At 68.3% G+C, this 24,080-nt stretch carries 21 protein-coding genes and 1 pseudogene; 4 read left to right on the forward strand and 18 right to left on the reverse strand.

Annotated elements, in window-relative coordinates; genetic code table 11:
• Nucleotides 1–310 precede the first annotated feature (310 nt).
• The gene (locus tag HRL41_RS08920; RefSeq protein ID WP_172136471.1) at nucleotides 311–1,048 is read left to right on the forward strand and encodes a response regulator transcription factor; all 738 of its coding nucleotides are present in this window, start codon (nucleotides 311–313) and stop codon (nucleotides 1,046–1,048) included.
• A gap of 131 nt (nucleotides 1,049–1,179) precedes the next feature.
• Nucleotides 1,180–3,114, forward strand: coding sequence for an MDR family MFS transporter (locus HRL41_RS08925; RefSeq protein ID WP_172136472.1), 1,935 nt, complete (start codon nucleotides 1,180–1,182; stop codon nucleotides 3,112–3,114).
• A gap of 151 nt (nucleotides 3,115–3,265) precedes the next feature.
• Here HRL41_RS08925 and HRL41_RS08930 read toward each other — a convergent pair whose 3' ends face one another.
• From HRL41_RS08930 to HRL41_RS08965, 8 genes are all read right to left on the reverse strand, one after another.
• Nucleotides 3,266–4,321, reverse strand: a complete 1,056-nt coding sequence (locus tag HRL41_RS08930) for a hypothetical protein (protein ID WP_172136473.1) — start codon at nucleotides 4,319–4,321, stop codon at nucleotides 3,266–3,268.
• A 139-nt stretch (nucleotides 4,322–4,460) separates the two neighbouring features.
• On the reverse strand, nucleotides 4,461–5,795 hold the full coding sequence (locus HRL41_RS08935; RefSeq protein ID WP_172136474.1) for a histidine kinase: 1,335 nt from the start codon (nucleotides 5,793–5,795) through the stop codon (nucleotides 4,461–4,463).
• Between the two features lie 57 nt (nucleotides 5,796–5,852).
• Entirely contained in the window at nucleotides 5,853–6,713 is an 861-nt protein-coding gene (locus tag HRL41_RS08940; RefSeq protein WP_172136475.1) for a sulfite exporter TauE/SafE family protein, read from the reverse strand.
• A 30-nt stretch (nucleotides 6,714–6,743) separates the two neighbouring features.
• On the reverse strand, nucleotides 6,744–8,093 hold the full coding sequence (locus tag HRL41_RS08945) for a glycosyltransferase (protein WP_172136476.1): 1,350 nt from the start codon (nucleotides 8,091–8,093) through the stop codon (nucleotides 6,744–6,746).
• Nucleotides 8,090–9,160, reverse strand: coding sequence for a ribosome small subunit-dependent GTPase A (gene rsgA / locus HRL41_RS08950; RefSeq protein ID WP_172136477.1), 1,071 nt, complete (start codon nucleotides 9,158–9,160; stop codon nucleotides 8,090–8,092). Before rsgA ends, HRL41_RS08945 begins: the two co-directional genes overlap by 4 nt.
• Complete coding sequence (locus HRL41_RS08955; protein WP_172136478.1) at nucleotides 9,160–9,756, reverse strand: hydrolase; 597 nt, start codon at nucleotides 9,754–9,756, stop codon at nucleotides 9,160–9,162. Before HRL41_RS08955 ends, rsgA begins: the two co-directional genes overlap by 1 nt.
• Complete coding sequence (locus tag HRL41_RS08960) at nucleotides 9,753–11,276, reverse strand: TrkH family potassium uptake protein (protein WP_172136491.1); 1,524 nt, start codon at nucleotides 11,274–11,276, stop codon at nucleotides 9,753–9,755. The genes HRL41_RS08955 and HRL41_RS08960 overlap by 4 nt, the downstream gene beginning before the upstream one ends.
• Nucleotides 11,277–11,279: 3 nt before the next feature.
• A complete protein-coding gene (locus tag HRL41_RS08965) occupies nucleotides 11,280–11,417 on the reverse strand; it encodes a hypothetical protein (RefSeq protein WP_165172453.1) in 138 nt (45 codons plus the stop codon).
• A 44-nt stretch (nucleotides 11,418–11,461) separates the two neighbouring features.
• Between HRL41_RS08965 and HRL41_RS08970 the strand changes: the two genes are divergently transcribed.
• Nucleotides 11,462–11,683 (forward strand): hypothetical protein, encoded by a 222-nt coding sequence (locus HRL41_RS08970; RefSeq protein WP_172136493.1) that lies wholly within the window; start codon nucleotides 11,462–11,464, stop codon nucleotides 11,681–11,683.
• A 934-nt stretch (nucleotides 11,684–12,617) separates the two neighbouring features.
• Here the strand turns inward: HRL41_RS08970 and HRL41_RS11995 are convergent.
• From HRL41_RS11995 to HRL41_RS09025, 10 genes are all read right to left on the reverse strand, one after another.
• Nucleotides 12,618–13,940, reverse strand: a complete 1,323-nt coding sequence (locus HRL41_RS11995; RefSeq protein ID WP_216662621.1) for a GTP-binding protein — start codon at nucleotides 13,938–13,940, stop codon at nucleotides 12,618–12,620.
• A gap of 121 nt (nucleotides 13,941–14,061) precedes the next feature.
• Nucleotides 14,062–16,761, reverse strand: coding sequence for an ATP-dependent chaperone ClpB (clpB, locus tag HRL41_RS08985; protein ID WP_172136503.1), 2,700 nt, complete (start codon nucleotides 16,759–16,761; stop codon nucleotides 14,062–14,064).
• An 83-nt stretch (nucleotides 16,762–16,844) separates the two neighbouring features.
• Nucleotides 16,845–17,234, reverse strand: a complete 390-nt coding sequence (locus tag HRL41_RS08990) for a heat shock protein transcriptional repressor HspR (protein ID WP_165172435.1) — start codon at nucleotides 17,232–17,234, stop codon at nucleotides 16,845–16,847.
• Nucleotides 17,225–18,172, reverse strand: a complete 948-nt coding sequence (locus tag HRL41_RS08995) for a DnaJ C-terminal domain-containing protein (RefSeq protein ID WP_172136513.1) — start codon at nucleotides 18,170–18,172, stop codon at nucleotides 17,225–17,227. The genes HRL41_RS08990 and HRL41_RS08995 overlap by 10 nt, the downstream gene beginning before the upstream one ends.
• A gap of 111 nt (nucleotides 18,173–18,283) precedes the next feature.
• On the reverse strand, nucleotides 18,284–19,060 hold the full coding sequence (locus HRL41_RS09000; protein WP_253904811.1) for a nucleotide exchange factor GrpE: 777 nt from the start codon (nucleotides 19,058–19,060) through the stop codon (nucleotides 18,284–18,286).
• 5 nt (nucleotides 19,061–19,065) lie between these two features.
• Nucleotides 19,066–20,979: a molecular chaperone DnaK gene (gene dnaK, locus HRL41_RS09005; protein ID WP_172136522.1), complete on the reverse strand. Its 1,914-nt coding sequence runs from the start codon at nucleotides 20,977–20,979 to the stop codon at nucleotides 19,066–19,068.
• A 582-nt stretch (nucleotides 20,980–21,561) separates the two neighbouring features.
• On the reverse strand, nucleotides 21,562–21,750 hold the full coding sequence (locus tag HRL41_RS09010) for a 4Fe-4S binding protein (RefSeq protein ID WP_206214590.1): 189 nt from the start codon (nucleotides 21,748–21,750) through the stop codon (nucleotides 21,562–21,564).
• A gap of 221 nt (nucleotides 21,751–21,971) precedes the next feature.
• Complete coding sequence (hypE, locus tag HRL41_RS09015) at nucleotides 21,972–22,979, reverse strand: hydrogenase expression/formation protein HypE (protein ID WP_172136528.1); 1,008 nt, start codon at nucleotides 22,977–22,979, stop codon at nucleotides 21,972–21,974.
• A 34-nt stretch (nucleotides 22,980–23,013) separates the two neighbouring features.
• A complete protein-coding gene (gene nikR / locus HRL41_RS09020; RefSeq protein ID WP_172136524.1) occupies nucleotides 23,014–23,436 on the reverse strand; it encodes a nickel-responsive transcriptional regulator NikR in 423 nt (140 codons plus the stop codon).
• 9 nt (nucleotides 23,437–23,445) lie between these two features.
• Nucleotides 23,446–23,700, reverse strand: coding sequence for a dynein gamma chain protein (locus HRL41_RS09025; protein WP_165047361.1), 255 nt, complete (start codon nucleotides 23,698–23,700; stop codon nucleotides 23,446–23,448).
• Between the two features lie 83 nt (nucleotides 23,701–23,783).
• On the opposite strand from HRL41_RS09025, the pseudogene HRL41_RS09030 reads away from it, so the two are divergent.
• A pseudogene (locus HRL41_RS09030) lies at nucleotides 23,784–24,080 on the forward strand (hypothetical protein); the annotation flags it as partial.

Genomic DNA, 24,080 nt, shown 5'->3' on the forward strand with positions numbered 1-24,080 from the left:
GGCGGCGCAGCGGGCGGAAGCGGGCGCGCCGACGGGTGCGCGGGCTTCCGCGTGTTCGCCTCCATACCTAAAGCAGCCCCGGATCGCCCATGACATGCACGCCGCAACGCCAGAAGTGGCGAGAAACTCGCGATCTGATACCGCAGGATCTCCACCCGAAGCGCCACAGCCCCTCGCGCCTCAGAGAAAACCCTGGTGGCACGAAGTCCGATCCTGCACGCCAAGGCGCATCCACCGCAAGCAGAGCGCAAGACGGTATCAGATCGCGAGTTTCTCGCCACTTCCAAACCGAAATCGTGAAAGGAGCCCTATGCGAGTCATGATCGTCGACGACGACCCGTTCATCGTGGAGTCGCTCACCACCATCCTAGACGCGCAGCCCGACATCGAGGTGGCGGCGACCGCGCTCGGAGGGCGCGAGGCCACTCGCCTCTTCTCGCAGGTCACGCCCGACGTGCTGCTCATGGACATCCGCATGCCCGAAGGCGACGGCCTCAGCGCGGCCGAGCGCATCCTCAAGGACAGCCCGCATGCGCGCGTGGTGTTCCTCACCACCTTCGCCGACGACGACTACATCGTGCGCGCGCTGCGCCTCGGCGCGCGCGGATACCTCATCAAGCAGGACGTCGCCTCCATCGCGCCCGCGCTGCGCAGCGTGATGGCCGACCAGAACGTGCTCGGCAGCGAGGTGATGGGGCGCATGCCCCACCTGGGGACGCGCGCGGAGGAGCCCGCGGGTCCGGGAGCGACGGGAGCTGCGGGGGCGGGCGCGAAGGCCGCGGGCACGGGAACCGCAGGAGCAGGCGCCTCGGAAGCGGGCGCGGAGTCGGCCGGCGCAAGCGCCGCCTTCGCGGACGCCCAGCTCACCGAGCGCGAGCGGCGCATCGTGGAGCTGGTGGCACAGGGCCTCGACAACAAGGCCATCGCGGGCACCGTCTACGTGAGCGAGGGGACGGTGCGCAACCACATCAGCTCCATCCTCGCGAAGCTCGGCCTGAAGAACCGCACGCAGATCGCCGTGCACTACTGGAAGAGCCTCATGGGGTGAGGGCGGACCAACATGGGGCCAACATGGGGAAGTCGCGCGTTTTCGGCTGCTGCCTGTTGACGATCGCCTGAAAAGATGTTCTCCTGCTCCTTACGCAAAAAAACGCATATGAGAGAGAAGGAGCATATCAGATGGGTCTTACACGTCAGCAATTCGTCATGGTGGCCGTGCTGCTCTCCGGCACGCTGCTCGCCGTGCTCAACCAGACGCTGCTCTCGCCGGCGCTGCCCGCCATCATGGCGAGCCTGCAGGTCGACGCCACCACGGTCCAGTGGCTCACCTCGGGGTACTCCCTGGTGGAAGCCGTCATCATCCCGCTTTCCGCGTTCCTGATCGGGCGCTTCACCACGCGCCAGCTGTTCATCACCGGGTTCGCCGTCTTCACCGCCGGAAGCCTCCTGGCCGCGCTCGCGCCCGCGTTCCCGTTTCTGCTGGCGGGCCGCGTGCTGCAGGCCGCTTGCACGGGCATGGTCATGCCCATGGTGTTCACGGTGATCCTGCTGGTGTTCCCGCGCGAGAAGCGCGGCAGCGCCATGGGCGTCATCGGGCTCATCATCGGGTTTGCGCCCGCCATCGGCCCGTCGGTGTCCGGCCTGCTCGTTGACTCGGTGGGCTGGCGCGCGCTGTTCGTCATCGTCACCGTGCTGTCAGCGTTCGTGCTCGCGGCGTCGGCGCTCGTGCTGAAGAACTACGGCAGCTTCGAGCGCACCACCTTCGACAAGCTCTCCGTGCTGCTGAGCTCGGTGGGCCTCGTGTGCCTGCTCTACGGCCTGTCCACGTTCGCCTCGAGCAGCAACATGGCCGTCACCGGCGGGCTCATCGCGGCGGGCGTCGCGCTCATGGCGCTCTACATCCGCCGCCAGCTGCGCCTCGAGGTGCCCATGCTGAAGGTGTCCATCCTGAAGGCGCGCCCGTACGCCACCGCCGTGTGCACGATCGTCATCGTCCAGGCGGCGCTCATGGGCACGGGCGTCATCACGCCGCTCTACATCCAAGGCGTGCTCGGCCAGAGCGCCACCATGTCAGGCGTGGCCATGCTGCCCGGCGCGGTGGTCGGCGCGTTTCTGGGCCTGGTCGCCGGCCGCCTGTTCGACCGCTACGGCGTGCGCCGCGTGGTCATCCCCGGCGGCATCGTCATGCTGGCGGGCGCGGCGGGGCTCGTGCTCCTGGGCATGAACACGTCCATCATGATGGTAACCGCCGTTTACACGGTGCTCACCATGGGACTGCAGTTCATCATGACGCCGCTGAACACCTGGGGCCTGAACTCGCTCGACAACTCCGTGATCCAGCACACGCAGGGCCTGTCGAACACGCTCAACCAGATCGCCGCGTCGTTCGGCACGGCCATGCTCGTGTCGGTGTCGGCGCTCGGGTCGTCGTTCGCGGCGAGCGCGGGCGCCGTGGGCGTCGAGCAGTCATTCGCCGGCACCCACCTGGCGTTCTGCACCACGAGCGCGCTTCTGGTGGTGGCGCTCGCAGTCATCGTGGTGCTGGTGCGCGACAAGGCGCCGGCGCGCGCGGCGAGCGCGAAGGCGAAGGCAGGCGAAGGCGCCGCGACCGCTGCGGCCGCCCCGACGGCCGCAGGCTCCGACGACGTGCGCGTGCGCGACGCCATGAACCTGCACCCGGTCTACGTGTCGGCGAACGCGACCATGCGCGACGTGGTGCTGCTCATGGCCGAGACGGACACGAGCGGCGTGCCCGTGGTCGACGAGGACTACGTGGTGGTGGGCTTCGTCACCGACGGCGACGTGGCGCAGTACCTGGGCAAGAACGACATGGCGATGTTCGACGCGACGCTCAACCTCTACCATGCCGTCGACGACGGCAAGATCCAGGAGCGCCTGAGCAACCTGCTCGACCTCAACGTGATGAAGATCGCCACGAAGCGCGTGCTGTCGACCACGCCCGACGCGCGCATCGACGAGGCCTGCCATATCCTGGCCACCAAGCGCATCAAGAAGATGCCCGTGGTGAGCGCCGAGGGCAAGCTGGTCGGCGCGCTCAGCCGCCGCAACATCATCCACGCCATAGCCGCCGGCGAGCAGGCCAAACAGCAGTAGCGGCTGTGCGGCCGTCGCGCCGCCGAAGCCGCCTGGAGCGAGCGTGCGTGCGGGCTAGAACGTGCGTGGATGAACGCGGAGATGAGCGCGTACGAGCTAGAACGCGTGATTGAGCGCGGGGGATGAGCGCGCGTAGGCGAGAGGGCTTGCGTTAGCGCGCATGGCGGCCGCGCCCTCCGGCGGAGGCGGACTGCTGGCTGGCAGGAGTCGGTTGCGCGGCGGAGCCTGCGCGCGCCTGCTGCGCGGCGGGCGCTGTCGAACGCCCACCGGCGGGCTGGGCGCCTGCGGCAGGCTGCTTGCCGGCAGGACGCGCACCGGCGGGCTTGGCGTTGCCGACAGGCTTGGCGTTGCCGGCAGGCTGCTTGCCAGCGGGCTGCTGGGCGACGGTGGGCTGCGCGGCCGCTGCCTGCGCACGCGCCTGGCGGCGGGCCGCCATGCGCTGCTGGCGCGCGACACGCTCGGCGGCGCGACGTGCCTCTTCCTCTGCACGCGCCACGCGCTCGGCGGCGGCAGCGTCGAATCCCTCGCGCACGGCAGAGACCGCCTGCTGGACTTGAGGGGTCGGCTCAGGCACGCCACGTCGCTTGCGAACGGCGGACCCTGCCGTCTTGTCGGCGCCGCGCGGGATCACGGGCTCCTCGCGACGCGAGCGGGAACGCGCCGGCTCGGCCGGCTCGGCTGCGGAGGCCGCGCGCTGCGGCTCCTGCGCGCCGCGCTGACGCGGCTGCCGCTGCGCCTGCTGTTGAGCCTGAGCCTGGGCATTCGGCTGAGGTGACGGCGCCTGGGTACGCGCGGGCTGCCCCTGGGACCGGGCAGGCCGCGCCGCCGGCCGCTGCATCTGCCCCGCAGGCCGCCGCCCCTGCGCCGCCTGCTGCGACTTGCCGGCGGGCTGCCCCTGCGGGCGAGGTCCCTGCGGGCGCGCACCGTCCTGCGGGCGCATTCCCGGACCTGCCTGCGCGCCGCCCTGCGGCCTCGGGGCCCTGCCCCTTCCGCGCGGCGCGCCGTAGCCGCGGGCCGCCACGTTGCGGCGCCCGATCACCATCTGCATCTCGGCCACCTTCCGCCGCTCGGCCTCGAGACCGTCGACCACGCCGCGCATGCGACGGTCGAGCGTGACGATCCAGACCACCAGCAGCACGATGACGACGGCAAGCACCGCGAGGCCCAGGGCCACCAGCGCAACCGGAGATGAGATGACTTCAGCCAAGCGAATCGCTCCCTGACGAGAATCGAGACCAACCAGCAAACACGCAGACGAAACTGCCTTCGATCATACCGAAGAGCCCAAGGCTTGTCCATGGACCGGGCCCCTCCTTCGGCAACCTTGCGGTAACCTTTCGGCGAGATCACAGAATCGGATCGACCGTCCTCACCGCGCAGTCGGGGAAGCGCAGGGTGACGGTAGTTCCGCGCCCGAGCTCGCTCTCCACGCGCATGTCGGCGCGCTCGCCGAAGAAGCCCTTCATGCGGTCGTGCACGTTCTTCACGGCGATGCCCATGCCCGTGGAGGACTCGGGGTGCATGATGTTGTTGCACGTCTGCTCGTCCATGCCCACGCCGTCGTCGGACACGCTGACCACCACGTCGTCGCCGTCAACCTCAGCCAGGATGGAGATGATGAGCTTGCCCTCCGACGGCATGGCGTGGCGCACCGCGTTCTCGACCAGCGGCTGGAGGATGAACGGCGGCACCATCATGTCCTGCAGCTCGGGGCCCGCGCCCACGCAGAGCCCCACGCGGTCCTCGCCGAAGCGCGCCACCTCGAACGAGAAGTAGCGCATGGTCTGCTCGATCTCGCGCGAGAGCATGATGCGCTCGGAGGAGTCCTCCAGCGTGCGGCGGTAGAACACCGCGAACTCGCGCAGCAGCGTGCGGGCCTTCATGGGGTCGGTGCGGATGAGCGAGGCGATGGTGTTGATGGTGTTGAACAGGAAGTGCGGGTTGATCTGGCTCTGGAGCATCTTGAGCTCCATGGAGGTGGCCAGCTTGCGCTGGTTCTCCATCTCGGCCGCCGCCATCTGCGTGGACAGCAGCCGCCCGAAGCCCTGCGCGATGGACTTCTGCGTCTCGGTGATCTTCTTCGCGCTGCGGTAGTAGAACTTCAGCGTGCCCTCGACGTTGGAGCCCACGCGCAAAGGAACGATGATGGCGGCCTTGATGGTGCTGGCGCCCTCCGGGAAGCCGATCTCCTCGGCGCTGTAAAGCACGCGCGCCACGCCGTCGGCGATGGTGTCGTGCGTGGCCTGCGTGCGGATGTCGGCGCCGGCGGGGTTGTCCGCCTCCTGGAAGCCGGCGTACCCGAGGATCTTCTCCTTGTCGGTGATGGCCACGGCGATGGCGGCGGTGTTCGGCAGCAGGAGCTCGCAGATGTCCTGCGCCGACCGATGGTTGAGCCCCTCCTGCATGAGGTCGAGCGTGGCGCTCGAGAGCTGCAGCATGGCGTCAGACTGGTGCGCGCGCACCGAGTCAGGGTCGTTGAGCAGGCGCATCACGATGACGAGCGAGAGCGTGAAGATCACGCCCGCCACGATGATGGTCGGCACGCTCACCGTGGGCGACATGAGCGCCCCCACCATGACGAGCGCGGCGAGCGCGGCGATGGTCAGGGCAAGCATCTCGAGGTTGAAGAACCGCGGGGTCATGCGCTTCCTGTTTTTCTTGGTGTCAATTATCTCTTCCATAGTTCATCCAGTATAACAGCTAACTTTCACGCGAGCAGCGGGCGGACCTCATGCGGCTCAGATGACGCCGGCCTGGTCCACCAAGAGGAGCGCGGCGGCCACCAGGAGGAAGCAGCCGAAGGCGAGGCGAAGGGCCCGCTCGGGGATCTTCGTGATGTAGCGCGCGCTGAGGGCGGCGCCGGGGATGGAGCCGCAGGCGATCGCGATGCCGGCGATCCAGTCGACGTTGCCGAGCATGCCCTGGTAGACCACGCCGGGAACGGCCAGGATCATCACGGAGATGAGCGACGTGCCCGAGGTGAGGCGCATGGGCAGGCCCACGAACGTCACGAGCATGGGCACGATGAGGAAGCCGCCGCCGAGCCCCACGTACCCCGAGGCCACGCCCGCCACCATCCCGATGAGGAAGGCGAGGACGATCTGGCGCGTGGTGACGCGCGGGAGGGCGGGGGCCGCCACAGGTGCGGGGGCCGCCGCGGACTCGCTCGCCGCCGTCCCCGGCGCGGAGGCCGCCTCGCCCTCCGCCGCAGGCTCGCCACTCCCCTTCCCCGCCTTCGGCACGGCGAGGGCCTTCTGCAGCATGGTGACGGCCGAGTACGCGATCACGCAGGCAGCCGCCACCATGATCATCCAGTCCTCCGAGCGCGTGGCCAGCCACACGCCCACCGGCGAGGTGATCGCGCCGCCCACGCCTGCCGCCACGCCAAGCTTCGGCAGGCAGGTCTTGTGGCGCACGTGCGTGATCGCGCCCGACACGCTGGTGGGGATGATGGTGAACATCGAGGTCGCCGTGCTCACGATGGGCTCGAGCGCGTACCCCAGCTTGAGGACCGGCACCAGTATCGTGCCGCCGCCGATGCCGAGCAGGCCCGACAGCACGCCCACGAAAAGCCCCACGGCCAGAGAAGCAGCTATCATGCCGAGCACGTCCACCGTCTCCCCGCCTTCCTATTCCGCGATGTTCAGGCGGATCTCGCAGGTGAGGCCCGGGTCGACCGACGTCGACGGGGCCGCCACCGGCGCGCCCGCGCCGACCGCCCGCGCCGCCGCCCCTCCGGCAGCCGCGCCGCCTCCGACGTCCCCGGCCGCGCCGCCCACGGGCTCCATCAGACACGAGCGCACGAGCGCCGTGGTGAGCATCTGGTCGGAGTCGAGGCGCGCCATGGCCTCGGGCCACACGTACTGGAACTCGAAGTACTTGGCGCAGTTCGCCTCCGCGTAAGCCGACGCCTCGCCGGTGGCCGCCTTCGCCGCGCGCCGGTACGCGCGCTTGTCGGGCCGGGCGAGGCTGCGCAGCAGCGCCGTGAGGCGGATGCGGCGCGTGAGGCCCGGCTCCAGAAACGGCCCGGGATACGGCTCGAGCGAGGCGGGCTTGACCTGCTGCAGGTCGATGAGCGCGCGCGAGTACTCAAGCTTGCGGTACTCGTAGATCCAGCGGAAGATGTCCTGGCGGAAGCGGTCGCCTTCGCTCTGCGTCTCCGGCGGGAGGTGGCGCAGCACCCAGCGGTTGTCGAACCAGATGTCCGAGCCGTACATGCGCAGGTTGAGCATGTAGTCGAGGTCCTCGCCGCGCGTGATCCACGGGTCGAACGCCAGCCGCTTGAACGCCTCCTTGTGGATGGCCAGGCAGCCGCCGCACACGTGGTTCGAGCGCGACAGGCGCGGGCCCTGCATGGCGCGCGAGATCCACGCGTTGAACGCGCGGCCCTGCTGCCAGAAGCGGTTGTACCACTTGTCCTCCCACTTCGAGAGGTACGACCCCTGGTCGTTGAGGTAGTAGCCCGTCTTCGCCAAGATGGGGATGCCCTTCTTCGTGAGCTTGCCCAGGCCGTACATGGCGTTCTTGAGGAAGGCGGGGTCGTCGATCACCTCGTCGTCGTCGAGGAACACCACCGCGTCGAAGCCGAGCGTGATGGCGACCACGAGCCCCAGGTTGCGGACGGCGCTGTAGCCGCGCAGGCCCACCTCGTCCTCGAGCCGCCCGATGTTGAGCTGCTCCATGCGCTGGCGCACGAGCGCGAGCTCAGCCGCGCCGATCACGAGCACGCTCAGGCGGGGGTGCGCCGCGGCGACGGCGCGGACCTTCTCCGCCGCCTGGTTCTCGAGCCCCGCGTCGGCGGCCACCAGCACCACCACGAGCCCGAGGTCATCCACCCCCTCGAGCGAGGCGAGGCAGCGGCCCAGCTCGCCGGACTGCGTGATGGCGGTGGTGTGGTCGTAGCTGCCCACCACCTCGCGGCTCTCGCGCCGGCGGCGCGTGGCCGATATGTACGTCGGAATGATAACGACTGGCTTCATGCGTTCCCTCTATCTGATCGCTTCTTGCCTTTCCCGCGGCGGCTGGCGGAGGCGGGCTTCCCCCGGCCGCGCGACGCGCGCTTGGCAGCAGGCGCCTGCTCGCGCTGCATCCAGCGCGCCTGCTCGCGGCGCTCCTTCATGGCCGCCGTCTCCGAGCGCAGCGCCTGGTAGGACGCGAACCGCTCGGCGGGCACCGCGCCGGCCTCCACGGCGGCGCGCACCGCGCAGCCCGGCTCCCGCTCGTGCTTGCAGTCGCGGAAGCGGCAGTCGCGCGCGATGAGCTCGATGTCGGCGAAGGCCGCCTCGATCCCCGCGTCGGCGTCCCACAGCCCCAGCCCCCGCACGCCGGGCATGTCCACGACGCGCCCGCCGCCGGGCACGTCGAGCATCTCGCGGCTCACCGTGGTGTGGCGCCCCTTGCCGTCGCCTTCGCGCACCTGCGCCGTCTCCTGCACGTGCTCGCCCAGAAGCAGGTTGACCAGGCTCGACTTGCCCACGCCCGAGCGCCCGACGAGCACCGTGGTGGTGTTCGCGGGAAGGAGCGCGCGCACGGCCTCCACCGAGGCGGGGTCGTTGGCCGACACCACGAGCGTCTTCACGTCGGGGCCCGCGAGCGCGCGCACGGAGGCGCGCACGGCGGCGATCTGCGACTCGTCCTGCGCGAGGTCGGCCTTCGTGAGCACCACGGCCACCTCGGCGCCCGTCTCGTACGCCAGCACCAGCTCGCGCTCGAGGCGACGCATGTTCACCTCGGCGAGCGGCTGGACCACCACCACGCGGTCGAAGTTGGCGGCGAGCACCTGCGGAAGCGCGCGCTCGGTGGGGTCCTTCCGCACGAAGGCGCGCGTGCGCGGGAAGATCTCCTCGATGAGCGCCTTGTCGTGCGCGCTCGGCAGGCGCACGCCCACCTTGTCGCCGATGGCCGCGCGCTCGCGGGCGCCCTTCAGGAGGGCGGTGGCGTGCTCGCAGCGCAGAAGCTCGCCGCTCTCGAGCCTGACCAGCGGGAACCCGCGGTCGAGCTTGATGACCTCGCCGCGCGCGAACTCGGTTTCGCAACAGCCCCCCATCAGCGGCGACTCTCCCTCATGCGGCGGAACGCCAAGACGAGCGCGAGGCCCGCCGCCAGCAGCAGGGCGCCGGGGACGAACTGCAGCGCGTCGGGCGCCTCGCGCATGTCAGAGCCCTTCGACACGAGCGAGACGTGGCTGGCGTGCAGGTCGGAGAGGCCCGCGTGGTCGGGGCACGACAGGTTGAACGTCCCGCGCACCTGCAGCACCGTGCCGCGCTTGCCGTAGGCGCCGTACGTGTCGATGACCGAGGTGGCGGCCGTGGTGGCGAGCACCGGCACCTCGGCGAACGAGCCGTCGGTGGCCTCGAGCGTGATCCAGCAGTGGTCGGGGTCGAGCTCGGCGTGGATGCGGTCGCCCACCACCTCGCCGATGACCTGCACGGTCTGGCCGTCGAGGTAGGAGTCGGCCGTCTCGAGCTCGGAGATCGAGGTATCGTAGATGAACGAGCTGTCGGGCAGCTGCTGGAGGTTCACCTGGTTGCTCGGGTCGGGGCCCTCCTCGGCCCACGCCGCCGGGGCCGCCGGCGCGCCCGCGAACGCGAGCACGCACGCCAGGGCGAGCGCGAGGACGAACGTGCGAATCTTCCCCCTCATGACGCACCCCTGGCCTTCCGGCGCGGGATGATCGAGGCGCCCACCTCCACGATCAGCGCGAGCAGCGTCACGAACTCGAGACGCCCCACCCACATCTGGAAGATGTAGAACAGCTCGAGCGTGAAGGGCATGCCCGGGCTCACCACGCCCGTGACGATGCCGCCGTTCGACGTCATGGCCACCGACTCGAAGATGGCCTGCGTGGCCTCGTGGCCGTGCGCGATGCCCACGAGCGCGCCGAGGGCGTACGTGATCACGTAGAGGATGAACACCGTCATGGCCTCCTTCACCACCTCGGGGCTCAGGATGCGGCGCCCCACGTGGTTGTACGCCACCACCACGCGCGCCGAGTCAGGCGCGAGCGCCTCCTTCACCGTGGAGACGATGGACTTGAAGATGATGCCCACGCGGTACAGCTTGATGCCGCCCGCCGTGGAGCCCGCGCTGCCGCCGACGGCCATGAGCAGCGCCAGCGAGAGGAAGGCGCCCGACGAGAGCACCGTGGTGAGCTGGTTGGTGGTGATGGTCTGGAAGCCCGTGGTGGAGTACGCCGAGATCACCATGAACAGCCCGCGGCGCAGAAGCGCGGGCAGGTCGGAGAACAGGGGCCAGGCGGCCAGCGACGCCGTGAACACGACCGTCATGGCGGCGATCCAGATCGCGGTGGTGCGCGTCTCGATGTCGCGGAAGAACGCGCCCACGCGCCCCTTCCACGCCTCGGCGTACATCACGAAGCTGACGGAGCCCAGGATCATGAGGAAGATGAGCACGAGCTCGATGGGGAACGAGTGGTAGTACAGGATCGACTGCGCCGCGGGCGCGAAGCCGCCGGTCACGAAGCCGGAGATGGCCATCCACAGCGCGTGCATGACGGCGCGGGCGGGCTCCATGCCCGCGACCACGCACATCAGCGACAGCAGCACGGTGGCCAGCGAGATGATGACCGCCGTGATGCGCGCGATGAACTGCGTGGTCTGGATGACGTTGGGGACCACGTGCTCGCGACGGCCCTCCGAGGTGTACAGCGAGGCGCCCGCGCGCTTGCCGAACAGCCCGATGGAGAGCGCCACCACGATGAGGCCCAAGCCGCCGAGCAGGTGCATCATGAAGCGGAACATGTTGTCGGCGTTCGACAGGTGGTCGAGGTCGACGACGACCGACGCGCCCGTGGTGGTGAGGCCCGACACGCCGTCGAACAGCGCGTCGAGGTAGGTGAGGTAGTGCCCCGAGAAGTACAGCGGGACGGAGTACACGAGCGCCAGCACGATCCACGCCAGGCCCGTGACCGCGAGCGCCTGGCGACGCGTGAGGCGGCAGGGCTCGACGCGCAGGAAGCGCAGAAGCGAGCCGAGGGTGAGCGCCCCGCCAGCCGCGGCGAGGTAGCGCGCGGCGGGCTCCCACTCCTGGAAGAGAAGCGCTACGGTGAGCGGGACCGCCATGAGCAGCGCCGAGAACATGATGAGCGTCCCCAGGTAGTGGCCGATCACGCGCAGGTCGTAGAGTGTGAATCGCTGCCACATGAGCTATCCCATGACCACGCGCACCACGGTGATGATGACCCAGAGCGCCACGATGAAGCCGGCGATGGAGAGCAGCACCAGCGAGAAGCCAGCGAGGGGCGGCACGGCGGCCGACTTTATGTCGTCGATCGATTTACGCATGCCGCCATTTTAGCCGAAAAGAGCCCCCGTGATGTGGAGGCCCCATGGGCGCAGGCAACCAAAAACTCGTCATCCACGGGACGTGGATTGAGATCGCGCCCGTCTCCCAGGGGAGCGTGCGCTGGCAGGGCGGCGGCTGCCACAGCGGGCAGATCAACCTCATCCCGCTTTACGTGCACTGGAGCGGATCGTGGACGAGCACCGTCACGGGCAAGGTCTCCACGACCCCCGTGGCGCAGAAATACTCGAAGGCGTGTTCTGGATGATCAAGTACGGGTGGGCCGAGTGCGTCAAGGACGGCCACGGCTCCGTCATACCCATCGGCACGACTGGAGTATCGCAGTCGGGAAAACAGCCTGCTCACCCGCTGTGCCCTGGGGCATTGGAACAATGCGGTGGGGCTCATCGAGGTCAACGCACCCCTCGAACAGCTCTACGAGGGCATTCGGATGCAACACGAAAACTGGGACGGAACGCGCCCGCTCCGATCCGTCGCAGAGCTTACGGGCCGTTAGCGTACCCGCGCGTACGGAGCGGAGACGCTTTCGCGGGACCGTGCAGATTTGGAGGGACGTTTTGGCAGAAATCTTCAGTTCTTTGTCTCCTCGACTCGTTTCGGGAGCAGGCTAACCTTGGCCTCAAGAAGAGCAGGTGACAAAATCCCAGGTCGCGTAATCCGCCATATCTGAATTTGGCTCTTGTTGCCTCCTAAAAAGGCAAGCTCGCCGTCGGAGAAGACAAAGAACTGAAGATTTCTGCCAAAATCACAGCGGAAAACTGCACGGGTCTCAACGGAGTCGTGATAAAGCAGCAAATTGGCAAAGAAGTAGCAAGAAAGGCTTCGAAAGCGGAAGCGTGACCAAAACGTAAGGCACATGCAAGGGTTGCGAAAGGGCGCTTCCCTATCCTTGTCAGCATAGGAATCCTACGATCTTGCGAGGTGCGCTCATGAGAAGACCCGCGAAGGTGGCCGTCGCCTTGGCCGTTGCCAGCCTCACCTGCCTGCTGATTGCCCGGCAGGCCCCCAAGGTGGAGAAGGTGACCGAAACCCGCCCCTAACAGGCGCGGCGACCGAGGCCCATCCCTCGGAGAGCCGCAGGCTATAGGCGGTGAGCGTGGAGCGCAGCAGCTAGGACCCTGCCCCTCGGAGAGCTGCAGGCGGAAAGCGCGATGCCCGCCGCCTGCGGCGTGAGAAGCGGGCTAGTCGACGAGGCAGGCGTCAAGGCGCTGCTCCACCTCGGCGCGGTTCATGTGGCGGCCGATGAAGACGAGCTTGTTCATGCGGTCTCCCAGCTCGGCGTCCCACTCGGCGGCGAGCTGGGGGTTCTCCGCCAAGATGGCCGCGCGGTCAGCCTCGGGGTACGCCGCCACGAACTCCCCGTTCTCCGTGAGGTAGAAGTGCTTGCCGGACTGCTCGAACAGAAAGCAGCCGCCGGGCGCGTCGGAGCGCCAGAGGACGCCCTTGCAGCGCACGACGCCCTCGGGCCACGCGTCCACCAGCGCGGAGAAGCGCGCCATGTCGAACGGGCGGCGACGCCGGTACACGAAGGTGGAGATGTCGTACTCGAGCACCTCGGGGTCCTCGTGCTCCTCGGGGTGCTCCATGGCCTCGGCCCACGCGGCCGACTCGTACGCCGCCTGGAAGCTGAAGCGACCCGTGTTCAGCACCTCGCCAAGCGCCACCTCGCCGCGGACGGCCTCCACGATGCGAGCGTCCCTCTGCAGGCTGCGCACGATGGCCCGAAGCTTGGCCATCTGCTCGGGCGTCACCAGGTCGGCCTTGTTCATCACGAGCGTGGTGCAGAACTCGATCTGCTGGATGAGCAGGTTCTCGACGTCGTCTTCCTCGACGTCGTCGGACAAAAGCGCCTTGCCGCCGTTGAACTCGTCGAACATGCGCGCGCAGTCCACCACGGCCACGATGTTGTCGAGCGCCAGCCGCGCCGCACCCGCAGCCGCAGCTCCACCATCCGCGCCCGCAGCATCATCCGCGCCCGCAGCATCATCCGCGCCAGCAACTGCGGCGCCCTCGCCCACGGCGCCTGCAACGCCGTCGTCCGCGCCCGCAGCACCGTCACCCTCAGCGCCATCCGCGTCCGCATCCGCGCCCTCGCCCGCGGCACCATCGTCGTCCGCGTCCGCATCCGCGCCCTCGTCCGCAGCGCCCTCGCACAGCGTCGAGATCGTGTACGCGATCGGGATGGGCTCGCAGATACCCGACGCCTCGATGATGATGTAGTCGAAGTCCCCCGAGTTCGCGATGCGCGTGAGCTGCTCAGCCAGGTCGTCGGCGAGCGTGCAGCAGATGCAGCCGTTGGTCAAAGGGATGATGTCGTCCATCTCCATCACCGAGCCCGCCTGCGCGATCAGGTCGGCGTCGACGTTCACCTCGCCGATGTCGTTCACGATCACCGCCGCGCGGATGCCCTGCTCGTTCGCGAGCACGTGGTTGAGGAGCGTGGTCTTGCCCGCTCCCAGGTACCCCGTGATCATGACGATCTTCACCGTGTCCTGAGCTGCCATCGCAGCCCTCCTTCCTCAAAAAGGCAAGCCGGGCGCGGCGTCGAGGTGCTGCCGCGCCCGGCCAAGTCCTGCCGTAGGCGTCATGACGCTTTCGTGCTCAGCTCCATCTTACCCGCATCGGCTACCGGTCGAGGAGCAGCGCGTCGAAGTCGAGCTCCATCGGCCCCTCGACGCGGCAGACGTACTCGCCCTCGTCGTCGAGGTCGACCAGCACGTGGCTGCGGTCGCGCACCTCGCCGGAGATCACCTTCTCGGCGATGCGGTCGACCACCTGGCGCTGGATCAGGCGCTTCAGCGGGCGGGCGCCGTAGACCGGGTCGTACCCGTCGATCGACAGGTGCTCCATGGCCGCCGGCGTCACGTCGAGCGTGATGCGGCGGGTGGCCAGGCGCTCGCGCACCTCGTCGAGCTGCAGGTTCACGATGCTCTCGATGTTCGCGATGTTGAGCGCGTTGAACGTGATCACGTCGTCGATGCGGTTCAGGAACTCGGGCCTGAACGTGGTGCGCAGCGTGTCCTGCAGGCGGTTGGTGAAGTCCATCATGCGCTTGGCCGCGGCCTCCGGCGTCATGCTCGCCATCTGCTCGACCATCTCGCCCATGGTCTGGTTCTCCTGCGCGGCCTGCTCCTGGATGATCTGGCTGCCGATGTTCGAGGTCATGATGATGATGGTGTTCTTGAAGTTCACCACGCGGCCCTGCCCGTCAGTCAGGCGGCCGTCGTCGAGCACCTGCAGCAGCACGTTGAACACGTCCGGGTGCGCCTTCTCGATCTCGTCGAGCAGCACCACCGAGTACGGGTGGCGCCGCACGGCCTCGGTGAGCTGGCCGCCCTCGTCGTAGCCCACGTACCCCGGAGGCGCGCCGATCAGGCGCTGCACCGAGAACTTCTCCATGTACTCGGACATGTCGATGCGCACCATGGCCTTCTCGGAGTCGAACAGGTACTCCGCGAGCGCCTTGGCGAGCTCGGTCTTGCCCACGCCGGTGGGACCGAGGAACATGAACGAGCCGATGGGCTGGTTGGGGTCGGACAGCCCCGCGCGGTTGCGGCGGATGGCGCCGGCCACCACGCTCACGGCCTCGTCCTGGCCCACCACGCGCTGCTTGAGCACGTCCTCCAGATCGACGAGCTTCTCCATCTCGCCCTGCATCATCTTGGTCACGGGGATGCCCGTCCAGCTCGACACCACGGCGGCGATCTCCTCCTCGGAGACCTCCTCCTTCAGAATGGCGCCGTCCTGCTGCTTGGCCTTGAGCGCCTGCTCGGCCTCGATGAGCTGGGACTGCAGGCCGGGGATGCGCGCGAAGCGCAGCTCCGACGCGCGGGCCAGGTCGCCCTCGCGCGTGGCGCGCTCCTCCTCGAGCTGCGCGGCCTCGAGCTCGGCCTTGAGGTTCTGCACGCCCGCGATGACGTCCTTCTCGTTCTGCCAGAGCGCCTTCTGGTGGTCGAGCGCCTCGCGCGCGTTCGCGATGTCGCGGCGCAGCCGCTCCAGGCGCTCGGCCGAGGCGGCGTCGGTCTCCTTCATGAGCGCCTGCTCCTCGATCTGCATCTGGATGAGCTTGCGCTCGGCAGCGTCGACCTCCTCGGGCATCGAGTCGATCTCGATGCGCAGGCGGGAGGCCGCCTCGTCCATGAGGTCGATGGCCTTGTCGGGCAGGAAGCGGTCGGTGATGTAGCGGTCCGACAGCTCGGCCGCCGCCACGATGGCGCCGTCGGTGATGCGCACGCCGTGGTGGATCTCGTACTTCTCCTTCAGGCCGCGCAGGATGGCGATGGTGTCCTCGACGGACGGCTCGCTGATGAGCACGGGCTGGAAGCGCCGCTCGAGCGCGGCGTCCTTCTCCACGTACTTGCGGTACTCGTCGAGCGTGGTGGCGCCGATGGCGTGCAGCTCGCCGCGCGCCAGCGCCGGCTTGAGCATGTTGCCCGCGTCGAGCGAGCTGTCGCCGCCCGCGCCGGCGCCCACGATGGTGTGCAGCTCGTCGATGAACAGGATGACGTTGCCGCCCGCCTCCTTCACCTCGCGCAGCACGGCCTTCAGGCGGTCTTCGAACTCGCCGCGGTACTTCGCGCCCGCCATCATGGCGCCCAGGTCGAGCGACACGATGTCGCGGTCGCGCAGGCTCGAGGGCACGTCGCCCGCCACGATGCGCTGCGCCAGGCCCTCCACGATGGCCGTCTTGCCCGTGCCGGGCTCGCCGATGAGCACCGGGTTGTTCTTGGTGCGGCGCGACAGCACCTGGATGGTGCGGCGGATCTCCTCGGAGCGGCCGATCACCGGGTCGAGCTTGCCCTCGCGGGCCTGCTGCGTGAGGTTCTGGCCGTACTGCTCGAGCGCCTCGAACTGGGTCTTGTCGGTCTGCGAGGTGACGCGCGTGTTGCCGCGCAGGTCCTCGTAGGCGCTCTCGATGTTCTTGCGCGTGACGCCCGCCGCGGTGAGCACGCGGCCCGCCGCGCCCTTGTCCTCCGACAGCGCGATGAGCAGGTGCTCGCTCGTGGCGTAGCTGTCGCCGAGCTTCTCGGCGATCTTCACCGCGTTGTCGACCACGCGCATGAGGTCGTTGCCGGGGATGGCCATGGGCATGGCGTTGCCCGACGCCTTGGCCATCTTGCCGATCTCGTCCTCCACGTTGCGCGCGAGCTGCGCCGGGTCGGCGCCGATGCGCTTGATGATGGCCGCGATGTTGTTCTCGCCCGCGTCGAGCAGCGCCTTCAGCAGGTGGATGGGCTCGATGACGGCGGCCTCGGCGTCACCGGCCACGCCCATGGCGCCCTGGAACGCCTCCTGGGCGGTCAACGCCAGTTTGTCTAGTCTCATGGTTCCTCCTTAGGGAAGAGGGCGCGCGGCAAGGCGCCGCGGCGCCGCGTGCTCCGCCGACGCCGACCGGGCGGCGTGAGCGGTTAGGGAAGGTAGCGCAGCGCGGTCGGCAGGTCCGACACGCGCACCAGGCTGTTCACGCTCTCGCGCGTCTCCAGCTCGTGCACGCGGTCGGCCAGGCGGCGCACGCGCTTGTGCAGGTCGTCGAGCTCCTGGTCGCGCTCGTCAAGGCGCCCCTGCAGGTCGAGGATGCGAATGACGCCCGCCAGGTTGATGCCCTCGCTCGTCAGCTCGTTGATGAGCTCGAGGCGCTCGATGTCGGCCTGGGAGTACATGCGCGTGTTGCCGCTCGTGCGCTGGGGTGTGACCAGGCCCTTCTGCTCGTAGGCGCGCAGGGTCTGCGGGTGCACGCCCGCAAGCTCCGCGGCCACGCTGATCATGTACAGCGGGCGGTTGCGATCGTTTACTGCCATGTCCTCACGTCTTCCGTCGTGGCGGCCAGAAACGCCTCCATGGCCGCCTTCTGATTCTCGTTCATGCGAGCGGGCACCTTCACCTCGACCTCGATCTTCAGGTCGCCGAACGCGCCCTTGCGCTTCACGTCGGGGGCGCCCTTGCCCCTGATGGTGAGCATCGTGCCGTCCTGCGTGCCGGCGGGGACCTTCACGCGCACCTTCGCGCCGTCGGGCGCGGGCACCACGATCGACGCGCCGAGCGCGGCCTCGGCCACCGTGACGGGGACCTTCACCACCACGTCGGCCTTGTCGCGGCGGTAGTAGGGGTGCGCGGCGATCTTGGTGGTGACGAGCAGGTCGCCCGGCTCGCCGCCGTTCTGGCTGAGGCCGCCCTTGCCCTTGAAGCGCAAACGGCCGCCGTCGACCGCGCCGGCCGGGACCTTCACCGTGATGGTGTCGGAGGCGGACTTGCCGGGGATGCGCACGGTCACGCGCTTCTCGACGCCCTTGAACGCCTCGTCGAAGGTCACGTTGAGGGTGACGTTCATGTCCTGCCCGCGGCGCGGCCTCTGCTGGCCGCCGCCGAAGTCCCAGCTCGTCCCGAACGCGCCCTCGCCGTGGCGGATGCTCTCGAGGATGTCGGCCCAGCTGCCGCCGAAGCCCTGGCCGCCTCCGCCGAAGATGTCCTCGACGGAGAAGCCCTGGCCGCCGGCCGCGCCGCCCCAGCCGTGCGGGATCTGGCTCTCGCTCGCGGTGCCGTACTGGTCGTACAGGGCGCGCTTCTTGTCGTCGCTCAAGACCTCGTAGGCTTCGTTAATCTCCTTGAACTTGGCTTCGTCGCCGCCCGCGTCGGGATGGTGCGTGCGCGCGAGCTTGCGAAACGCCTTCTTGATCTCGTCAGCCGAGGCGGTGCGAGGCACGCCGAGCGTCTTGTAGTAGTCAGGCGTTGCCGCCATGCCTGCCACCTCTCTTTCTTCCGGTTCTGCAACGAGGGCGGACCAGAAGCCCGCCCTCGAAAGCCTGTCGTTGTCGGTGATGCCCCAGCGCTCCCGAGCGCAGCGGCGTCGCTACTCCTCTTCGGAGAGCTTCTCCCGCTTCGGGCCGCCCGTGGTGACCGTCACCATGGCGGGGCGGAGCACCTTGGCGCCCATCCGGTAGCCCTTCTGGTACACCTGCGCGACCGTCTCGTCGGGGACCGTCTCGTCGGGGACGGTGGCGACCGCCTGCGCCTCGAGCGCGTCGAACGCCTCGCCCGCGGGGTCGATGATCTCCACGCCGCCCTTCACCAGCGTGTCGACGAGCTTGGCGTGCACGGCCTCCACGCCGCCGAGCAGGCCCACCTCGCCGTTGTCGTTGGCGTAGGCGATGGTGCGCTCGAAGTCGTCGAGCACGGGAAGCAGGCTCGTGACCAGCTTCTCGGCGGCACGCGCCTTCTCGGCCTCGCGCTGCTCGTTGGTGCGGCGACGGTACGTGTCCCACTCGGCGTGCAGGCGCACGTACTTGTCCTTCCACTCGGCCACCTCCGCCTTGGCCTGGGCGACGATCTCGGACTCCGCGTCCACGCCCTCCACCGCGGCGTCAGCCTCGGCGGCGAGCTCGGGGTCGATCACCTCGGCCTCGACGGCCTCGGCGGGGTCGGCGTCGGCGGGGTCGGCGGCGTCGGCGGTGCCGGCAGCTGCGACGTCAGCCTCAGCGTCGGCTTCGGCTTCGGCGACCTGGCCGGCCGGGTCAGCCGACCCGGCCGCGCCAGCGCCGTTGGCATCGGACGTTGAGGGGGTCTCGCCCATGCCCGCGTCGTCCTCGGCGGAAGCGTCCACAACTTTGTCCTTGTCGGGCGTCGTCATGGCAGCTACTTCCTCTCGTTGTCGTCGTCGACTACCTCGTAGTCGGCCTCGATGGTGTCATCGCTCGCGGCAGCCGCGCCCGCGCCCGGAGCGCCTGCGCCAGCGGCTGCGTCAGCGCCCTGCGTGGAGTACACGACCTCGGCCAGCTTGTAGCCCGCCTGCTGCAGCTTCTCGGTGGCAGCCTTGATCGGCTCGACGTCGGTGCCCTCGAGCGCCGTCTTCGCCTCGGCGATGGCGGCCTCGGCCTGCGACTTCGCGTCGGCCGGCACCTTGTCGCCCAGCTCGTCGAGCGTCTGCTGCGTAGCGTTCACCAGCGCGTCGGCGTTGTTGCGGATCTCGACCTCCTCCTTGCGGGCCGCGTCCTCGGCGGCATGCGACTCGGCGTCCTTCACCATGCGGTCGACTTCGTCGTCAGACAGCGCGGTGGAGCCGGAGATGGTGATCTGCTGCTGCTTGCCCGTGCCCAGGTCCTTCGCGGACACGTTCACGATGCCGTTGGCGTCGATGTCGAACGTGACCTCGATCTGCGGGACGCCGCGGCGCGCCGCCGGGATGCCGTTGAGCTGGAAGCGGCCGAGCGTCTTGTTGCCCGCGGCCATCTCGCGCTCGCCCTGCAGGACGTGGACCTCGACGGAGGGCTGGTTGTCAGCGGCCGTGGAGAAGATCTCGGTCTTGCGGGTGGGGATGGTGGTGTTGCGCTCGATCATCTTGGTCATGACGCCGCCCATGGTCTCGACGCCCAGCGACAGCGGGGTGACGTCGAGCAGCAGGATGCCCTGGACGTCGCCGGCGAGCACGCCGCCCTGGACGGCAGCGCCCATGGCCACGACCTCGTCGGGGTTCACCGACATGTTCGGGTTCTTGCCGGTCATGGTCTTCACGAGCTCCTGCACGGCGGGCATGCGGGTGGAGCCGCCGACCAGGATGACCTCGTCGATCTCGCCCGTCTTGAGGCCCGCGTCGCGCAGCGCTTGCTCAACCGGCTTCCTGCAGCGATCCAGCAGGTCGCGCGTGATGCGCTCGAACTCGGCGCGCGTCAGCGTGAGGTCGAGGTGCTTCGGGCCCGAGGCGTCAGCGGTGATGAAGGGCAGGTTGATGTTGGTCTGCGAGGTGGAGGACAGCTCCATCTTCGCCTTCTCGGCCGCCTCCTTCAGACGCTGCAGGGCCATCTTGTCGGCGCGCAGGTCAATGCCGTTCTCGGCCTTGAACTTGTCGGCCATCCAGTCGATGACGCGCTGGTCCCAGTCGTCGCCGCCGAGGTGGTTGTCGCCGGCGGTGGAGGCAACCTCGAACACGCCGTCGCCGAGCTCGAGCACGGAGACGTCGAACGTGCCGCCGCCGAGGTCGAACACGAGGATCTTCTCGTCGTGGTCAACCTTGTCGAGGCCGTAGGCGAGCGCCGCAGCCGTGGGCTCGTTGATGATGCGCAGCACCTCGAGGCCCGCGATCTTGCCCGCGTCCTTGGTGGCCTGGCGCTGGGCGTCGTTGAAGTAGGCCGGGACGGTGATGACGGCCTGCGTGATGGGCTGGCCGACCTGCTTCTCGGCGTCGGTCTTCAGCTTCTGCAGGACCATGGCCGAGATCTCCTCGGGGGTGTAGTCCTTGCCGTCGATGTCGATGACCGCGCGGCCGTCCTTGCCAGCCTGCACCTTGTAGCTCACGGTCTTCTGCTCTTCGGAGGTCTCGCCGAAGGAGCGGCCGATGAAGCGCTTCACGGACGAGATGGTGTTCTCAGGGTTGGTGACGGCCTGGTTCTTCGCGGCCTTGCCCACGACGCGCTCGCCGTCCTTGCGGAAGCCCTCGACGGAAGGGGTGGTGCGGTCGCCTTCGGCGTTCACCAGAATCTCGGGCTCCGAGCCCTCCATGACGGCCATGGCGGAGTTCGTGGTGCCCAAGTCGATGCCGAGAATCTTAGCCATTGCAAGTTCCTCTCTTTCTTTCAGCTTTTCTCACAGATAGCCTATTGGTTTCTTATTGCATGCTGCCAATATAAAATCTAAGTGTTTGATTGTCAAGTTTCCTTAATAGTTTGCGATGAAATAACCTCGCACTGCGCACTTTACACACAATTAGGCTTGCGAGCACGGGCGGAAGGTGTTCGTTACGGGGAGAGAAGGCGCGTGTTGACGGCGCGAGGCAGGGCCGCCACAAGGCGTCCACAGCCGGAAGCGGCGGAGTTGGTGCGCAGGCATGCGGCCTGCGAGCGCCCCGCAGCCAGCAGGCCGCGGGCGTCTGACGACTCGCAGGCACCCAATGGTTCGCAAGCGCCCCGCAGCCTGCAATACGCGGGCGTCCGACGGCTCGCAGGCATGCAGCTTGCAAGCCGAACATATATATATAAGAGAGAGGGCGCCCGGCTGTTGACCGGACGCCCTCTTCTTGAGCTTGTGTCTTCGACACGAGGCCGAGCCTCGCTGGCCTGCCCGCGGCGGGCAGCACGTGGGGGTTCGACCGCGCTTGCGCGCTTCTTCGCACTCGCCGTGTGAGCTGTGCGATCTGTGCTAGTCCTCGACGATCTCGGAGATAGCCCCCATCGGGCACTCCTCGACGCAGTCGCCGCACGCGATGCAGGCGTCCTCGTTGACAGCCTCAGCAACGCCGTTGACAACTTCGAGAACCTCTTGCGGGCACGCGTCTACGCAGATGCCGCAGCCGATGCACTCATCAGCCTCAATAACCGGGTGTGACATTAGCAACTCCTTCTCAGTCGAAAGCCCCCATGGGATGTTCCCCACAACTTTCGTAGCGCAAGATACCATTAATGGATCGCCGCGCAAGTGGAAACGGACATTTTTCAGACTACGGTAAAAAAAGCAAAAGATTCGGCGTCGTAGTATTGGAGCAGGCTCCAAGTGCTAATGGGAGGGAGGGGCGACGCCGAGCACCCCTCCCCTCCCGCCTAACCGAGCTCCTAGCAGATGCGGGGAAGCTGCTCGCCCACGAGCATGTCGAGGATGCGCGTCGAGCCGAAGGCGGTGCGCAGAAACACCTTCGGGCCGCGCTCGGCGTTGGCCTCGGACACCTCGCCGATGATGGCCGCGTCGCGCCCGTAGCGGCTCGCGCGCATGGCCGCAAGCGCCGCCTCGGCCTCCTCGGCGGGGACGACGCACACCATCTTGCCCTCGTTGGCCACCTGCATCACGTCGTAGCCGAGCATCTCGCACGCGCCGAGCACGGCGTCCCTCACCGGGACGCGCTCCTCCTCCACCGTGATGTCGACGTTCGCCTGGCTCGCCAGCTCGTTCAAGGTGCTCGCGATGCCGCCGCGCGTGGGGTCGCGGAAGCAGCGCGTGTGCGGAGCGGCCGCCAGCACGTCGGCGATCAGGTGGTTCAGAGGCGCGGCGTCGCTGGCGATGTCGGCCGAGAAGCTCAGCCCCTCGCGGCAGCTCATGATGGTGATGCCGTGGTCGCCGAGCGTGCCCGACACCAGCACCGCGTCGCCCGGGCGGCACTGCGCGCCGCCGAGCTCGAAGCCCGGCGCGAGCGCGCCCACGCCGCTCGTGTTGATGTAGATGCCGTCGCCGTGCCCGCGGTTGACCACCTTCGTGTCGCCCGTCACCAGCTTGACACCAGCCTCCTTCGCCACCTCGGCCATCGACTGGCAGATGCGGCGCAGATCATCCATCGGGAAGCCCTCCTCCAGGATGAACCCGCAGCTGAGGTAGAGCGGGCGCGCGCCGCTGGTGGCCACGTCGTTCACCGTGCCGCAGATGGCGAGCCGCCCGATGTCGCCGCCGGGGAAGAAGTGCGGCGTGACCACGAACGAGTCGGTGGAGTACGCCAGGCGCTCGCCCGGCTCGAGCGCCGGGAGCACCGCCGCGTCGTCTCCGCGCAGAAGCTCGTCGGTTCCGTACGCCGCGAAGAACACCTCGTCGATGATGCGCTTCATCATGGTTCCGCCGCTGCCGTGACCCAGCATGACGGTTGTGTCGTTTGCCACTGTGCTGCCTTCCTTACATATGCCGGCCGGTGGTGGTGAGGACCAGCCGGCCGTTCTGCACGCCCTTGGTGCCCAGGATCAGATTCGCGATGTCCTGCACCAGCCCCGTCTCGCCGCGCATGACGATCACCTCGAGGCACATGTGCTGGTCGACGTGCACGTGCATCGTCGAGACGATGTACTCGAAGTAGTCGTGCTGGATGGTGTGGAGCTTCTCCTGCAGGTCGTTCGCGTGGTGGTCGTACACGATGGTGAGCGTGCCCATGACCAGCGTGCCCGGCGTGGCGCACGCGTCTTCCACCAGCGCGTCGCGCACCAGGTCGCGCACCACTTCGCTGCGGTTCTTCGCCAGGCCCCGGCGCGCCACCAGCTGGTCGAAGTTCATGAGCAGGTCCTCGGGCATGGCCACCGAGAATCGCATGAGGTCGTTGCTCATGGCGGGCCGCTACACGAGGCTGACCGTCACGCCCGCGGCGCTCTCCGCGTCATCCTCGATGGCGTCCTTCGCCTCGTCGAGCATGGCGCGCACGTCGTCGAGCAGCGCCTGGGCCGCGTGGAGCTTCTCGGACACGGTTGCGAAGCCCGCGTCCTCGGCGTTGTGCGCCAGGTTGTGCGTCCAGCGGCGCTCAAGCTTGATGTGGTCGTCGATCTGCTCGATCATGAGCTCGAGCTGGCCGGTGTTGACTCCGTTAGTGCACATAATGACCTCCCTTGATGGAAACGGCTTCGCCGTTTGGATTAAACTAACTTAATACGGACGGCGCGCAACATCAAGGAGCGAGTGTGACTTTTCCTGCAAGAAGTAACATTTATGAGGTCAACGCCATGGGCACGCTCGCCGTATACGGAGACTTCGTGGAGGGAACGGGCAACGAGCTCCTGCTGGCGGCGAGCACGCGCGCGCTGGGCAGCGCGGCGAAGGGGGCGCTCGAGAAGTCGGCGGCGGCCCTCGGGTACGGCGCGCGGGGATGCGCGTACGTGGTCGCGACGATTGGCGGGGAGCTGGCAGGGGCGGACGCGGCAGCGGGCGGCGGAGGGCCGGCAAGCGCGGACGGCGCGGCAGCGGGCGGCGGGCTGGCC

It is taken from the genome of Adlercreutzia sp. ZJ473 (genome assembly GCF_013185065.1).
Taxonomy (GTDB): Bacteria; Actinomycetota; Coriobacteriia; order Coriobacteriales; family Eggerthellaceae; genus CAAEEV01.